This is a genomic window from Mycobacterium sp. MAA66 (genome assembly GCF_041261665.1).
Classification (GTDB): domain Bacteria; phylum Actinomycetota; class Actinomycetes; order Mycobacteriales; family Mycobacteriaceae; genus Mycobacterium.
The window spans coordinates 623,220-637,418 of sequence record NZ_JBGCCC010000001.1 but is presented as its reverse complement, the minus strand read 5'-3'; the positions used below and the strand labels follow the sequence as shown (position 1 = coordinate 637,418).

Annotated in this window: 17 protein-coding genes; 7 read left to right on the top strand and 10 right to left on the bottom strand. The window is 64.3% G+C overall.

Annotation, left to right across the window (positions count from 1 at the left end):
• Positions 1-16: 16 nt before the first annotated feature.
• The 3 genes from ABIA30_RS03195 to msrB form a co-directional block, all read right to left on the bottom strand.
• Complete coding sequence (locus tag ABIA30_RS03195; RefSeq protein WP_370063283.1) at positions 17-577, bottom strand: cupin domain-containing protein; 561 nt, start codon at positions 575-577, stop codon at positions 17-19.
• A 70-nt stretch (positions 578-647) separates the two neighbouring features.
• Positions 648-1,079, bottom strand: a complete 432-nt coding sequence (locus ABIA30_RS03190) for a cupin domain-containing protein (protein WP_370061987.1) — start codon at positions 1,077-1,079, stop codon at positions 648-650.
• Positions 1,080-1,361: 282 nt separating this feature from the next.
• Complete coding sequence (gene msrB, locus ABIA30_RS03185) at positions 1,362-1,886, bottom strand: peptide-methionine (R)-S-oxide reductase MsrB (protein WP_370061985.1); 525 nt, start codon at positions 1,884-1,886, stop codon at positions 1,362-1,364.
• Between the two features lie 133 nt (positions 1,887-2,019).
• Here msrB and ABIA30_RS03180 point away from each other — a divergent pair, with 133 nt between their 5' ends.
• From ABIA30_RS03180 to ABIA30_RS03170, 3 genes are read left to right on the top strand one after another with little or no spacing between them, the layout of a single operon-like run.
• Complete coding sequence (locus tag ABIA30_RS03180) at positions 2,020-2,619, top strand: TetR/AcrR family transcriptional regulator (RefSeq protein ID WP_370061983.1); 600 nt, start codon at positions 2,020-2,022, stop codon at positions 2,617-2,619.
• Positions 2,616-4,181, top strand: coding sequence for a flavin-containing monooxygenase (locus ABIA30_RS03175; RefSeq protein ID WP_370061981.1), 1,566 nt, complete (start codon positions 2,616-2,618; stop codon positions 4,179-4,181). The genes ABIA30_RS03180 and ABIA30_RS03175 overlap by 4 nt, the downstream gene beginning before the upstream one ends.
• A complete protein-coding gene (locus ABIA30_RS03170; RefSeq protein ID WP_370061979.1) occupies positions 4,178-4,999 on the top strand; it encodes a mycofactocin-coupled SDR family oxidoreductase in 822 nt (273 codons plus the stop codon). Before ABIA30_RS03175 ends, ABIA30_RS03170 begins: the two co-directional genes overlap by 4 nt.
• Here the strand turns inward: ABIA30_RS03170 and ABIA30_RS03165 are convergent.
• Both ABIA30_RS03165 and ABIA30_RS03160 read right to left on the bottom strand, forming a co-directional pair.
• On the bottom strand, positions 4,996-5,871 hold the full coding sequence (locus ABIA30_RS03165; RefSeq protein ID WP_370061977.1) for an acyl-CoA thioesterase: 876 nt from the start codon (positions 5,869-5,871) through the stop codon (positions 4,996-4,998). The two genes, ABIA30_RS03170 and ABIA30_RS03165, sit on opposite strands and share 4 nt — an antisense overlap.
• A 21-nt stretch (positions 5,872-5,892) precedes the next feature.
• Positions 5,893-6,741, bottom strand: coding sequence for an LLM class flavin-dependent oxidoreductase (locus ABIA30_RS03160; protein ID WP_370061975.1), 849 nt, complete (start codon positions 6,739-6,741; stop codon positions 5,893-5,895).
• A gap of 62 nt (positions 6,742-6,803) precedes the next feature.
• On the opposite strand from ABIA30_RS03160, the gene ABIA30_RS03155 reads away from it, so the two are divergent.
• From ABIA30_RS03155 to ABIA30_RS03145, 3 genes are all read left to right on the top strand, one after another.
• The gene (locus ABIA30_RS03155; RefSeq protein ID WP_370061973.1) at positions 6,804-7,421 is read left to right on the top strand and encodes a TetR/AcrR family transcriptional regulator; all 618 of its coding nucleotides are present in this window, start codon (positions 6,804-6,806) and stop codon (positions 7,419-7,421) included.
• Between the two features lie 180 nt (positions 7,422-7,601).
• A complete protein-coding gene (locus tag ABIA30_RS03150) occupies positions 7,602-8,735 on the top strand; it encodes an acyl-CoA dehydrogenase family protein (RefSeq protein WP_370063281.1) in 1,134 nt (377 codons plus the stop codon).
• A complete protein-coding gene (locus ABIA30_RS03145) occupies positions 8,732-9,979 on the top strand; it encodes an acyl-CoA dehydrogenase family protein (protein WP_370061971.1) in 1,248 nt (415 codons plus the stop codon). The genes ABIA30_RS03150 and ABIA30_RS03145 overlap by 4 nt, the downstream gene beginning before the upstream one ends.
• A 4-nt stretch (positions 9,980-9,983) precedes the next feature.
• On the opposite strand, the gene ABIA30_RS03140 is transcribed toward ABIA30_RS03145, so the two are convergent.
• Positions 9,984-11,312 carry a cytochrome P450 gene (locus tag ABIA30_RS03140; RefSeq protein WP_370061969.1) on the bottom strand — a complete coding sequence of 443 codons (1,329 nt, stop codon included), beginning with the start codon at positions 11,310-11,312 and terminating at the stop codon, positions 9,984-9,986.
• Positions 11,313-11,383: 71 nt separating this feature from the next.
• Entirely contained in the window at positions 11,384-12,424 is a 1,041-nt protein-coding gene (locus ABIA30_RS03135) for an Rv2578c family radical SAM protein (RefSeq protein WP_370063279.1), read from the bottom strand.
• A gap of 68 nt (positions 12,425-12,492) precedes the next feature.
• On the opposite strand from ABIA30_RS03135, the gene ABIA30_RS03130 reads away from it, so the two are divergent.
• On the top strand, positions 12,493-12,927 hold the full coding sequence (locus ABIA30_RS03130) for an SRPBCC family protein (RefSeq protein WP_370061967.1): 435 nt from the start codon (positions 12,493-12,495) through the stop codon (positions 12,925-12,927).
• Positions 12,928-12,964: 37 nt separating this feature from the next.
• Here the strand turns inward: ABIA30_RS03130 and ABIA30_RS03125 are convergent, their stop codons facing one another.
• The 3 genes from ABIA30_RS03125 to ABIA30_RS03115 form a co-directional block, all read right to left on the bottom strand.
• Complete coding sequence (locus ABIA30_RS03125; protein WP_370061965.1) at positions 12,965-13,183, bottom strand: deoxyribodipyrimidine photolyase; 219 nt, start codon at positions 13,181-13,183, stop codon at positions 12,965-12,967.
• A 154-nt stretch (positions 13,184-13,337) separates the two neighbouring features.
• The gene (locus ABIA30_RS03120; RefSeq protein WP_370061963.1) at positions 13,338-13,679 is read right to left on the bottom strand and encodes an aminopeptidase; all 342 of its coding nucleotides are present in this window, start codon (positions 13,677-13,679) and stop codon (positions 13,338-13,340) included.
• 115 nt (positions 13,680-13,794) lie between these two features.
• Positions 13,795-14,052, bottom strand: a complete 258-nt coding sequence (locus ABIA30_RS03115; protein WP_370061961.1) for a Rho termination factor N-terminal domain-containing protein — start codon at positions 14,050-14,052, stop codon at positions 13,795-13,797.
• Positions 14,053-14,199 lie beyond the last annotated feature (147 nt).

Genomic DNA, 14,199 nt, shown 5'->3' with positions numbered 1-14,199 from the left:
CGAGGCGGCCCCGCACTCATACCTTTCGCCACGATGGCGTCGACGGATCTGCCAGTTGCAGATCCACTGGCCCGATGCCAAATATCGCAATGACGGCCGGCTCGTGTTCACCAGCAGGAACCCCGTCGTAATGCGGAGTGTGGGCGGTACGCCGGACAAATCCTCCGGGGCCCACCGGTTCTGCGTCCTGCGGCAGGAACTTGTCACCGCTGTTCACCCACCATGTGCCGAACACCACGACGCAGATGCGATCCGTCGCATACGAATGGGGTGCGCTGAACCAACCGGGATTCCATTTCATCAAGACCAGATACGGCCCTGGCTTGTTCAGATCGCCATACAGTGCCGCCAGCTGTCCGCTGTCCTGCGGCAGATTGCCCCACGCCTGAAAACGGATGTCAGAGAATGGCTTTACGAAAGTCTGCGCCGGATCGGGCTGATTGCCGTCGCCGCGCGGTAGCGTGCCGGGTGCATCCGCATGCTCGCAGCCGGCCAGCCCCGTGGCCGCCAGTAACGAGGACACTGCGAGAAACAGACGCCTGTCGATATCCATTGCCTCATCACCTGTTTCGGACATCACTGGCACAGCCGACATCCGGCGGCCCTGGCATGACGTGCAATCGACGAGGCATCTCGTGTCACCCCGGCTACTGATTGTTGCGGGCCATGAACTGCCTGGCGTCACCGTCTTCGGGATTGACGAACACAATGTCGTCGGGGCGCCGCCGCGGCACATCGACGGACAGCACCACGAACGGGTGCGCAGTGATCGCCGGAAACCCGTGCACCTGCCGACGCGCAAAGCGCAGAAACGTTCCAGGCCCAGCTGCTGACTCATGCCCATCAAGATGGAAGATGCCGCCACCGCGAACGATGTACAAGAACTCGTCGCAGTCGTTGTGGTAGTGCAACGGCAGGGTCCGGTAGATGCGGAAGATCCGGCTGCTGGCCTCGGGAACATCGCTGAAGTAGACATCGGCGAGCATCGAATCGGACGTTTCGGGCAGGTTCTTCATCTGCTCGAATACGTCGAAAATCTGTTGTTGATTGTCAGTTTGCGGCACGTATTCGCCAGCCATGCCATCCACATTACGACGAAGACGTCGTCTCCGCACCGGGCTTGCTGGATCTGCCGACCCACGACCTGACCGACCTGAAACCACCGTCGATTGAACGAGAGAGATCGTCGAATTGTTCTTGTGGCACAAGCACTCTCACAAAGTCGCACGTCGAGTGCAGCAGGAGATCTGACCGGCCGAAGAGTTCGATCGCGCCCGGACGCATCGACGAGAAGCACCTCGCCCGACGCTCGACAGGAAGAACAAGCCGCAGGGGTGGTCACCACCGGTTCTGCATCTCGTTTACGTCGTGCGGAAGGTGAGCGCGACTCCGTTCATGCAATACCGCAGGCCTGTTGGCACGGGACCGTCGTCGAATACGTGGCCGAGGTGTCCCCCGCAGCGGCGACACAGCACTTCCGTGCGATTCATCCCGAGACTTTGGTCGGCTCGCTCGACGACGGCATGGTCGAGGGGTTTCCAGAAGCTGGGCCATCCGGTGCCACTGTCGAACTTGGTCGCCGAGGAGAACAGATCCAATGCGCAGCCCGCGCAGCCGAACACGCCGGCGCGATGTTCGTCATCGAGCGGGCTGGTGAACGGAGCCTCGGTACCGGCATCACGGAGTACGTCGTACTGCTGGGCAGTCAGCAAGTGATGCCATTCGGCGTCGGTATGGGTGACTTCAAAGGAGCCCGGCGCCGTGGTGGATGGATCCGCCGATGCCGATGGACGCACCCAGCCGCATCCGGCCAGCGCACCGGTCGCCGCGACGACAACCAGTAACCGTCGCCGGCTCACCGCCGGGCCTGACCATTGACGGGACATGATTCGACCGTAGGCCGAGTCCCCGCCCGGCGAAACCTCCGAGGGCAGTTCGTCAGCATTCGGTCACATATGGCGGCCAACTCACCGCGCCAAACCATTGACCACATTGAACAGATATCGCTAATCTGTTCAAATGCCCGACTCGTCGACACCGCCACGCACCGTGTCGCCCGTTCTCCTGGCCGCGGCCGCCGAGACGTTACAGCGCTTGGGTCCAAGGCAATTCAGTCTGACCGCGGTCGCCGAAGCGGCCGGGGTCTCCCGCGGCACGGTGTACAACGCGCTGGGCACTCGCGAACAGGCCATCACTGCTGCGCTGGACCACCATGCGTCGGCCTTCGTCGACGCCATGGCCGCACAGATCGACCAGGAAGAAACCTTGGCCGAGCAGGTCGCCGCAGCGGCGGTTCTGATCTGCGCACACCGGCAGAACTCTCCGTCGGTGCCGCAGAACGGCATCAATGAATCCATCGTGGTGCTCTTGCTGCGCAATATCGGCGACGACCTGATGAAGCGCGCGGTGGAACTGTGGAAGCCGCGGGTCAAGGCCGCCCAGCGCGACGGTGAGATCGGCGCCGGGATCGACCCGGCCCGCGCCGGCGAATGGATCGTCCGCCTGCTACTCAGCTTCGAGCTGCTCCCCCCGATCGGCGTCAACCTCGACAGCCCGCGCGCCGTGCGGCGCTTCGTCACCGACCACATCGTCACAGGACTGACCGGAGGAACAGCATGACCCAACCCGACCACGAAGTGGTCATCATCGGCGCCGGCCCCGGCGGTATCGCCGCTGCACACCTGTTGCAGCAGAGGGGCATCGACGACTTCGTCATCGTCGACCGCGGTGACGACTTCGGTGGCACCTGGCGTGACAACCGCTACCCCGGGCTGGCAGTCGACATCCCATCACTGTGGTACCAGCTGTCGTTCGCGCCGAATCCGAAGTGGACCCGGTTCTTTGCGCCGGGCCCGGAGATCTATGCATACCTGCGCGACACCGCGGCCAAGCTGAACCTGTACCCGCGGCTGCGGGCCAGCTCGGAGGTGACGAGCCAGCGTTGGGACGACGCCGCGGGACTCTGGCGGCTGAGCATCCGGAATCAACCCGAGATGACCACGCGATTCCTGATCAGCTCGGTCGGCGGCTACGTCAATGCCAAGGACGCGATCGATATCGACGGCATCGAGGACTTCGAGGGCACGATCCTGCGCCCGAACCGTTGGGATGACGACTACGACGTTCGCGGCAAGCGGGTCGCGGTCATCGGCACCGGCTCCAGTGGTGTACAGATCACCGGGGCGCTGTCCGGGGTGGCCGACAATCTCGATGTATACCAACGCACTCCAGCCTGGGTGCTACCCAAGCCCGACTTCGACATCCCGGTCTGGATGCAGCGGTTACTGACCGTCCCAGGCGTTGTCGGCGCAGTCAACGCGTTCGGTCGGCTGCTGATGGACGCCACCTTGGTCGCCCCGATCATCCACGTGTTCTCCCGCCTACCCCGACGCGTGCTGACCCGCCTGATCCCGCTGTACGACGGCAACAGTCGCAACCTCTACCGACTGCTGCTGCGCGCCACCGTCAACGACCCGGCCACCCGCAAGGCACTGCTACCCGGTTACGGGATCATGGCCAAGAGACCGGTCATCTCCAGTGATTTTCTGCCTGCACTGAACCATCCGGACACGCACCTGATCACCACTCCGATCGAACGGATCACCCGCGACGGGGTGCGCACCGTCGACGGCGTCGACCATCCGGCCGATCTGCTGGTGACCGCCACCGGGTATGAACTGTGGACCGACCCCGAGACTTATCGGCGCGGAAGTGTCCTGGGCGCAGACGGATTCGACTTGGCCGAGTACTACCGGGCCCACGGCATGCACAGTTACGCCGGCACCGCGCATCCCCGGCTACCCAACCGGTGGGAAATCGTCGGCCCGCTCGGATTCGTCGGGGTCGCCTGGATGGACTACGTGGAAACCACCGCAGTGCATGCCGTCCGGATGATCGACGAGGCCCGCCGACGCGCACCGCGGCCGGTGGTCGCGGTCAGTCAGGACGCATTCAACCGGTGGAACGCGCTGATGGACCGCCGCGGCCGCACCGCCAACACGTACTACACCGACTGCAACCCGGGCCTGAACACCTATTTCGTCAACTCCCAGCGGGGTACGGCCTACTACCGGCCCCAAACCATCACCGGTTCACGTATTTTCGCGCGACGCTCGCCGTTGTCCGACTATGAGTTCACCGGTGCCCGCATCACCACCGTCACCGAGGAGATCAGCGCATGACCGAACAACCCCTGGCCGGCAAGGTCGCCTATGTCACCGGAGCAGCCCGCGGTCAGGGCCGCTCGCATTGTGTGCGACTGGCCCGGGCCGGTGCCGACGTCGTGGCCATCGACGCCTGCGCACCGGTCACCGAAGCCAACGGCTACGAACCCGCCACCCCTGAGGACCTGGCCGAAACGGTGAATCTCGTTGAGGGCGAAGGCCGCAAGATCTACGCCAAACAGCTCGACGTCCGCGACGCCGAAGGCCAACAGCGGATGGTCACCGAAGCCATCGAGCAGTTCGGCCGGCTGGACATCGTGGTGGCCAACGCCGGGGTGCTGAATTGGGGCCGGGTGTGGGAGATCTCCGAACGGCAGTGGCAGGACACCCTGGACATCAACCTCACCGGGTTCTGGAACACCATTCGCGCCGTGGTGCCACCGATGATCGCGGCGGGCAACGGCGGGTCGATCATCGCGACCAGCTCAGCGGCGGGCATCAAAGCGGTCCCGGGCTGCGGGCACTACTGCGCGACCAAGTTCGGAGTCGTCGGGCTGGTCAACTCGCTGGCAGTAGAGTTGGGCGAGTACGGAATTCGGGTCAATTCGATCCACCCCTACGGCACGGACACCCCGATGGGCAACGACCTGTCGATGTACAAGATCCTGCAGAACCACCCCAACTACATCCACAGCTTCTCCCCCGGCGCCCTGCCGACGGATTCGTTGATCCAGCCGGACACCATTTCGGACATCGTGGTGTGGCTGGCCAGTGACGCGTCGTCGCTGGTGACCGCCGCGCAGATCCCCGCTGACAAGGGCTATCTGAAGATCTAGAGCCGCGAGTGCGCGGCGATGCCGGTGTCGGTGGTGCGCAGCGGGCGGATCAGCCCATCCTGGCTGAACGAGGCGATCAGCTCGCCCTGCTCGGTGTGCACCGTCCCGCGCACATACGACATGCCCGCACCGACCTGTGTGCTCTCGTGGCTGTAGAGCAGCCAGCCGTCCCAGCGCGCCGGCTCGTGGAAGCTGACGGCGAGGGTCATCGGCGCGGTCGAGACGGTCAGGTGCGCCTGTGCCGTGCCGATGCCCTGGTGCGCCCGCATGGTCGTCGAAATACCAAGGTGGCCGGTGAAATACGCAACCAGCGCCTTGGCCAGGTCGTCGCGCTGTGGGATCGGGTCGTAGTGCAACCACGCATGGATCTCCGGCGGCCCCACCTCGTCAGGGCTGTTGACGTCCACCACATCGACCAGTCGGAGCCGACGGCCGATCATCGGCATCTCCGCGATGTTGGACTGATCAGGACCCGCGACCTCGGCGATCGGCAGGTGGTGACGGATCACGTCCCCGGAAGGCACATCGGCCAGCACGGTGATGGTGATGCAGCGCTTGCCGGCCTGGCTGGCCGTGACGACGACACTGGCGGTGCTGCGCCCCTCGCTCACGACGTCCAGGCCCAGTTCGACAGGTGGACCGACCATGACCGCGCGGGCGAACACCGCGTGCACGCTGCGGATCGACTTGTCCGGAAAGCGTTTGGCCGCAGCAACAATCGCGGCCCCCAGCACCTGGGTACCTTCGACGACCTGGCGCTCGTCGGTACCGGCCAGCCCGCTGGGCACGGTGAAGCGGTTCTGGCCGTCGGGCTGCGCCTCGAACAGATCAAGCAGCATCTGCAGCGTCCAGGTGGTGGATTCGGTTGTCATGTCAGATGTTTCCCTTGCTGGTCAATGGGTGACGTCTCGTATCACGGTGTCGGCGAATTCGGTCAGCGTGGCGGGCGAGGCGAAATCGCTGAACCAGACGTAGAACCGGCTGACGCCCTGCCGAGCCAGGTCGCCGAAATGCACCCCGAGTTCGGCGGCGTCGCCGGACACCAGGCCGCTACCCAGGTGTCCGAAACGGCGCGTGCTCGTCGCGATCACTTCGTCACGCTCGGCAGAGGCCCCGACGAAACCCACCATCTGCTGCACGGAGACGCCGACATCGCCCACGGTCGGCAGCAGCGTCGGCAGCCGGTCCAGTTGGTGTGACGGCACGTTCCACCAGTCGGCGTAGCGCCGCACCAACTCCATGGTCCTCGGTCCGGTCCCGCCGATGACCAGCGGAATCGGGTGGGCCGGCCGGGGCTCCTGGGCCTGCCCGTCTACCAAGCCCCAGTACTGTCGCAACAGTGTGAGGGTCTGGGCCATTCGGGCCACCCGGCCGGGCGCATTGTCGGCGTCGGGAAAACCGAACCGTTCGAACTCTGCGGGCCATGACCCCCAGCCCAGGCCCAACTCGAATCGGCCGCCGGAGATGGCATCGAGGGTCACCGCCTGCTTGGCCAGCACCGCCGGATGGCGGAACGCATCGCACAACACCAGGTGCCCGATCCGTAGCCGCTCGGTACGCGCCGCCACCAGCGTGGCGATAGTCATTGCCTCCCAGATGCTTTGGTGCGTGGCACCGGGCGGCTCCAGATGGTCGATGAAGGCGATGCCGTCGAAGCCCGTTGCCTCCGCGGCCAGCGCGCGCTCGACGATGTCGTCGATCTCCAACCTCACCTGAGGCAGGAACAAGAACCATTCAGCCATCGCTGCGACACCTTAGCCCTATCGCGCCCATTGCCTCTACAAAAACGGTAACGTCATTCTCCGTGGCCAAGCCCAGCACCGCGTCGACCAGCGGCGCGCCCGACGAACAGTCGCGCGCCAGCAGGTTCATGCGGTCGGCGCTGGACATCCTGGGCGAGACCGGCCGCACCGATTTCACCGTTCTCGAGGTGGTCGAGCGGTCCAAGACCTCACTGCGATCTTTCTACCAGCACTTTTCCACCAAAGATGAGCTGCTGTTGGCTTTGGTGGACGCGATCATGGCCGAATCCACCAAGGGCTGGCGCGCCGAGACCGACGGCCTGGGCGCAGCTGCCGCCCTGCATGTGCTGGTCGACCGGATCTGCGCGCCGGCCGAATCCAGCACCCAAGCGGGGATCAACCGTGGTCTGACGTACTACAACGATCACCTGGCCGGGGCCATGCCTCAGGAGTACGCGCGGGTGTTGGCACCGCTACACAGCCTGATCTGCGATCTCGTTCAGCGCGGAATCGACAGTGCGACATTTGATTCCGCACTTCAGGTCGATGTCACCGCGGCGTTGATCATGCAGACGGTATTGGGCGCCATGCGGCTCCGTGCCCTCGGCGCCGAGCTCAACGGCACCCCGATCGACAGCGATCACATCTACACGTTTTGCCTGCGCACGCTGACCAAATAACAACGCCCGCCAAGCTCGACCTTCCGCCCTACACGGGCAATGGTAATGTCATTACCGCTTGCGAACAATGTGACTCTCAGGAGCGGATATGCCCCCTCGCCCTCGGCCCCGCGGACATGCGTGGTTATCCGGCGGCACATCGCTCGCTGCGGGCAGGATGCGCACGCTCGCCGAAGGAGAATCCCGATGACCGCAAATCCCGAACAACTGCTGTTCGCCTCCACTGCGCGGGCTTTCCTGGACAAGGAGGTGCCGCTGACCAAAGTGCGCGAACTGCACGCTGCCGGTATCGCCTTCGAACCGCAGTGGTGGCGGCGCGCGGCCGAACTCGGCTGGGCCAGCCTGCTCGTCCCCGAAGACCTCGGCGGCGGCAGCGTGTCCGGCAACGGTGTAGCCGATCTGGCGCTGCTGTCCGAACAGGCCGGTCGGACCGTCGCGCCAGGACCACTGCACCCGGTCAGCGTGGTGCTGGCCGGGCTGATCGAGGCAGCTGAAGGCCACGAAACAACCACCGAGAAATTGGTATCCGGCGAAACGGTGGCAACCTGGGCGGTCTACGAACACGGAAAGCTTTGGAAGCCAACCGAACCCGAATTGACCGCGACCGCGGACGCTGACGGCTTCCGGCTGGACGGCGTCAAGGATCGAGTCGAAGCCGGAGCCCAGTCCAGTCTGCTGCTGGTCGTCGCACGCTGTGGAGATTCGATACGACAATTCCTGGTCCCCACCGACACACCGGGGGTGACGATCGATGATCAACCGTCACTCGATCTGGTGAAGCGTTATGCCCGAGTGACGTTCGACGGCGTTCAGGTCAGCGCGGACTCGGTGCTGGGCACCGCAGATCAGACGGTGGCGATCATCGCCAGGCAAGCCCAGATCGCCCAGATCCTGCAGTGCACAGAGACGGTCGGCATCCTGGGAGCGGTGCTGGACTTCACCATCCAGTGGGCCCTCGATCGGCATTCGTTCGGCCGGCCACTGGCCTCGTACCAGGCACTCAAGCACCAGTTTGCCGATCTGAAGATCTGGTTCGAAACCTGCCGAGCCACCACCTACGCCGCGGTCAAGGCGGTCGCCCATCGCACGCCCGAGGCGGCGGTCAAGTCCAGTATCGCCAAATCGTATGTGGGCGAGCATGCTTCGGACATGGTGCAACGCTGCGTGCAACTGCACGGTGGCATCGGCGTGACCTGGGAGCACGACCTGCACCTGTACCTGCGGCGCGCCATGCTCAACCGATCACTGTTCGGCACCCCCGAGGACCACAATCTCGCGGTGTACGCCGCCGAAGCAGGCAAGGCCGCCTCATGACCACCGAAACCCCAGCGCCCGAAATCACCGAAACCGTAGAGGAATTCGCGGCGCGGGCCAGTACCTGGCTGGCCGAGAACATGCCGCGCATCGACGCGGCCAACCCGCCCGAGATCGACCGCGGTGCCATCGAGCCGTGGCTGCGGGCCCGTGAGTTGCAGAAGAAGCTGTACGCCGGCGGATTCGCGGGGATCTGCTTCCCCCGCGAATACGGTGGACTGGGCCTGCCGATCCAATATCAGAAGGCATTCGACGAAGTCTCGCGCAACTACGAACTGCCGATCATCCTGAACACCCCCACGTTCACCATCTGCGGCGCCACTATCTTGGATACCGGCAGTGAAGCGCAGAAGCGCCAACGCATTTCGGCTGCCATCCGCGGCGATGAGGTACTGGTGCAACTCCTCTCCGAACCCAACGGCGGCTCGGACCTGGCCGGGGTGATCACCCGTGCAGACCGCAGGGACGGCAACTGGGTGATCAACGGTGCCAAGACCTGGAGCACCAGCGCCTTCGCCGCCGACTACGGTCTGATGCTCGCCCGCACCAACTGGGACGTACCCAAGCACGAAGGCCTGACCATGTTCTTGGTGCCGATCGACTCCCCCGGTATCACCATGCGTCGGATCCGTCAGGTCGACGGCAGCGACGAGTTCTGCGAGGAGTTCTTCGACGACCTGATCCTGGGTGACGATGCCGTCGTCGGCGAGGTCAACGACGGCTGGGCGGTAGCGTCGCGGCAGATGCACCACGAGCGGCGGGCCGTCGGCGGCGGCTCCGAGTTCGCCAGCGGGATCGGCGCCGAAGGCTCCAGTGACCGCCAGGTGGACTACCCCGCGCTACTGGCCCGGGTGGGCGACACCGAACGGAACCGGGAGTTGGCCGGCCGTGCGCTGGTACATCGTGCGGTGCAGGAACAACTCATCGAGCACGTCTACCACGGGACCATGGACGGTTCACTGCCCGCGGCCGCCGGTTCGATAATCCGGGTGGGGCATGCTGACACCATCCAATTCGAGATGGACACGACGCTGGCCCTGACCGGTAGCTCAGGTGTGGTCGATACCGGCGACGGGTTGTTCGCGCAGGCGTCGCGTTACCTGTCTCGGCAACAGGCCTCGCTGGGCGGCGGAACCTGCGAGATCGCCCGCAACATCATCGGTGAACGGATACTGGGCTTCCCGCGCGAATACGCCGCCGACCGCGGCGTGCCGTTCAACCAGGTCAAGCGCAAACGCGACTAGCCCCCTAGGCGACGGCGGTCGCGGCGTTGCGCCGATACACCACCGCGCGGCCACCGTCGGCCGGCGCACTGGCCACGCCACGGGAGTGCGGACGTTCCGCGGGCGCGGTCGTGGTGCCGAAATCGAACTCGCGCAACAGCGTTCGAAGCGTGATGGTCATCTCCATATTGGCGAACGCTGCCCCGACGCAGCGACGGATACCGCCGCCGTAGGGAATCCAACTGTAGTTGTCGGGCGGGTTGCCCATGAATCGGTCGGGATCGAAGCGTTCCGGGTTGGGGTAGCTCGCACTCGACGCGTGTGCGGCACCGATGCTCACCAGGATCACGGTGCCCTTTGGAATCACCCACTGTCCCAGCCGGATCTGCTCGCGGGTAAGACGCGCGGTGCCGTCGATCACCGGACGCGCCCGCTGCACCTCGAAGATGGTGGCCTGGGTCAGTTCGGTCCCGCCGGCGTCGACCTCCGCGGTCAACCGGGCCAGCAGATCGGGGTGGCGGCGGATTCGTTCCATGGTCCACGCCAACGTGGTGGCAGTGGTCTCGTGCCCTGCGGCCAGCAGGGTCAGCAGCTCGTCGGCCACATGGTCGTCGGAGATCGCCGACCCGTCCTCGTAGCGAGCCTGCAACAGCAATGCCAGGACATCGGACCGCTGGTCGAGATCCGAGTCGTGACGAGCATCGGAGATCAGGCCCGCGATGATCCGGTCGTAGCGGTCACGCAGCTTCTGCACCCGCGCGCCCGGACTCAGTGGGCCGAAATCCCGCCGCGCCACCGGCGGCATCACCACCAGTCGCGACGCGCGTAACACCATGATCGGCAACAACTCTCGCAACTCTTCCAGTGCCGCACCCTCGGCTCCGAACACCGCGCGCAGGATCGCGTTGAGGGTGATTCGCATCATCGACGGCATGGTCGCGAACTCACGGCCCTGTGGCCACGTCGCCGTCTCGCGCAGTACCTCTTCTTCGATGATGTGCTCGTAGCCGTGCATCCGCTTGCCATGGAAAGGCGGCACCAGCAGCTTGCGGCGCTGACGATGCTCGACACCGTCCAGACTGAATGTCGAGCCGGGCCCCAGCACGTCGCCGAGCTGGCCGGCGCGGGCGATCAGATCGGTGCTCGCGGTGAACAGTTCCTTGACCGTGGCCGGATCACTGATCACCACGGTGTGCCCGAAAATCGGCAGATCCAGGGTGAACGCCGAGCCGTATCGCCGATTGAGCCGTCCCACGACCTTTCCGCGCGCGGTGATGAAGCCGATGCCCTGCACCAGCTTGGGAACGCGAGCTACCGGCGGCAGATTGATCGGTTCGGTGGTCGCTTCAGCCATGACACCTCCATCGCGGTACTGCTAGGTACCGCGCAACGGTACGCCGCGGTACCGAAGGGGGCAAGCACCGATCAGAACAACGAAGGCTGTACCACCCCGGCGGCCGGCGCCGCCGGGGTGGTACGCACGGTGTCAAGTTCATTACGTCGACGCGCCATCGCCCCACGAGATCGGTTCAGGCCGTGCCTGGCCACCAGCGGCGTCACTTTCCGGTGCAGCTCGTCTCGATACCCGGCACCCAAATACGCTCCGCGACAGTATAATTCGCGATATCTGGGCAGCAGCTCCGGATGGGCCGAGGCCAACCAGGCCAGAAACCAGCCTCGCGTCGCACCGCGCAAATGCAACCCGAACACGGTCACCCCGGAGGCGCCGGCCGCGGCGATCTCACCCAGCAACGCATCGAGATGCTCAACCGAGTCGGTCAGGTACGGCAACACCGGAGCGACCATGACGTGGCAATCCAGGCCAGCACGGGTTATCGCCGAGATCAATTCCAGCCGGGCCGACGGCGTCGGGGTTCCAGGCTCCACGGCGCGATGCAGCTCCGGATCCAGGACCGCCAGCGACACCGCGACGCTGACGTCGAGCGTCTGCGCCGCCTCGACGATCTGCCGCAGGTCGCGGCGCAGCAGTGTGCCCTTGGTGAGGATGGAGAAGGGTGTCCCCGAATCGGCCAGCGCCGAAATGATTCCCGGCATCAGTGCGTATCGGCCCTCGGCCCGCTGATAGGGATCGGTGTTGGTGCCCAACGCGACCGCCTCGCGCGTCCAGGAGCGCCGAAAGAGCTCGCGCCGCAACACCTCTGCCACGTTGGTCTTGACCACGAGTTCACGGTCGAAATCCCGACCGGAGTCGAAGTCGAGGTATTCGTGAGTCGGCCGGGCGAAGCAGTACCGACAGGCATGCGAGCAACCACGATAGGCATTGACCGTGAACGTGAACGGCAGGTTCGACGACGACGGAATCTTGTTCAACGCCGACTTGCAGAGCACCTCATGGAAGGTGATGCCCTCGAAATTCGGCGCCTGGACGCTGCGCACCAAGCCAATACGCTCCAGACCCGGGATTGCACCGTCATCAAGCGCTACCGCCTGGCCATCCCAACGCATACCTAAGTCGAACATTTGTTCGACACGATGTCAACTAGCATGGGATCAACTGACTCGGGGGAAATCGCATGGTCACCATTCACATCCAGCGAGAGATAGCGGCATCGCCGAAACGCGTCTTCGACTGGCTGGCAGATCCAGCAGGCCTGGCCACCATCCCGCTGGTGCTGCGGGCCCGTTGGGCGCCGGGCGCATGGCACGCGGGCGTCGGAGCGGTGCGAGTTGTCACCGGCGCCGGGATGTGGTTCCGCGAAGAGATCACCGCCTACGATCCACCGGCCAGCTACTCGTACCTGATCATCAAATCGTTCCCGGCCTTCGTTCACGACGGTGGCACCCTGACGTTCACGCCATCGGACACCGGCACGCACGTCGATTGGCTGACCAACTACACCCATCCGATCCGCGCCGGCGGGAAAGCGATGGAGGCCGTCAGCTCCCGCCTCCTGCGCTGGAGCTTCCAGCAGATCCTGGCCAATTGCGCCCAGGCGCTGGAGCCCTAGTCCGCGGCGACTATCAGGTTGGCGGCCTCGCCCGGAGTCACGACTTCTTCGAAGGAATCACGATGACGACGATCAGCGTGAGAATGGAGAAGAACAGACCGAGAATTCCCCAGCCGACGGCGCTACGGCCTTTCATTCCGGCGATGATCGCACAGGCGATGGCAGCGACGATACTGCCGGCCAGAACGAAGATGCCTTTGATACCTCGCAAGATGAATCCCATTGCCTCAGGCTGACTTTGGGCGGCCAACAGCATTTCGTGGACCATCGTGACTCCTCGACTCGGGGTGACGCACCACTGCATCAGCTCAAGAACGCTATACCCGGTTCAAGGGTGCCGCAAACCTTTGGCGTCGTGCGGAACAGCTGTGAGCCAGTGCCACCGACAGACTGCGGCGAACAGAGGTATCTCACGTGCTGCGGCCGGATAGAGAACGGCCGACAAGTGCCGCGCCCCCGACTACTAAAACTCCAACGACGGTAAGCGGAATCGACCAGGTCCGACGGCTGGACACCGCCGACTCGCACTCAACGACATAGTCGGTATGAGGTATCACCTGATTGAGTACAGGTACACCCGCAATGCCGGAGTTGTTTGTCGCACGGGCACTTGAAAGATCCTCGGCGACAGCGCTTCCACAATCCATGCTGCTGCCGTCATTTTTCGCTATCGAAACTGGGACGAGTAGCGCCACAACCCCGGCTGCCAGTAGCACCGAGCCCACAAACAAGATGATTCTCCGAATCGACACTCCCACTCCTCACTATCCACTGCTCATATGGTTTCAATCTCAGGCCTCGCGGCCAGGTTCACACCGTCCCGACCCGCCGATCGGCGACGGGTGACAACGTGTCAGGGGTCAGGGGTCAGTGGTTGCGTAGCACACTGATCAGCTGGCCCTTGTTCAGTGACGAATACCCGGTGATCCCAAGTTCTTTGGCGCGGCGCTTCAGCTCGGCGACGGTCCAATCGTCATAGGAGCCGGCTTTTCCGCCTTTGTGGCCCAGCACGGACGCGCCTGCACGGGCAACGGCATTGGAAATCCGGGCCGCTTTCTCCTTGGAATCACCCTGCCGGCGCAGATCTTGATAAAGGTGCTCGTTCTTGATCGACGAATTCGGCACGCTGCCATCTCCCTTACGTCAGTGTCGCATAGAGAATGCCCATTTTGTGCTCTGCCAAACGCTTTTCATCCCCTCCGGTGCGGGCGTGCCCGCTTCGTCACCTGGTTTGCGCCGCGGCGATGCGGGTATCAACGTTGACAGGATCGC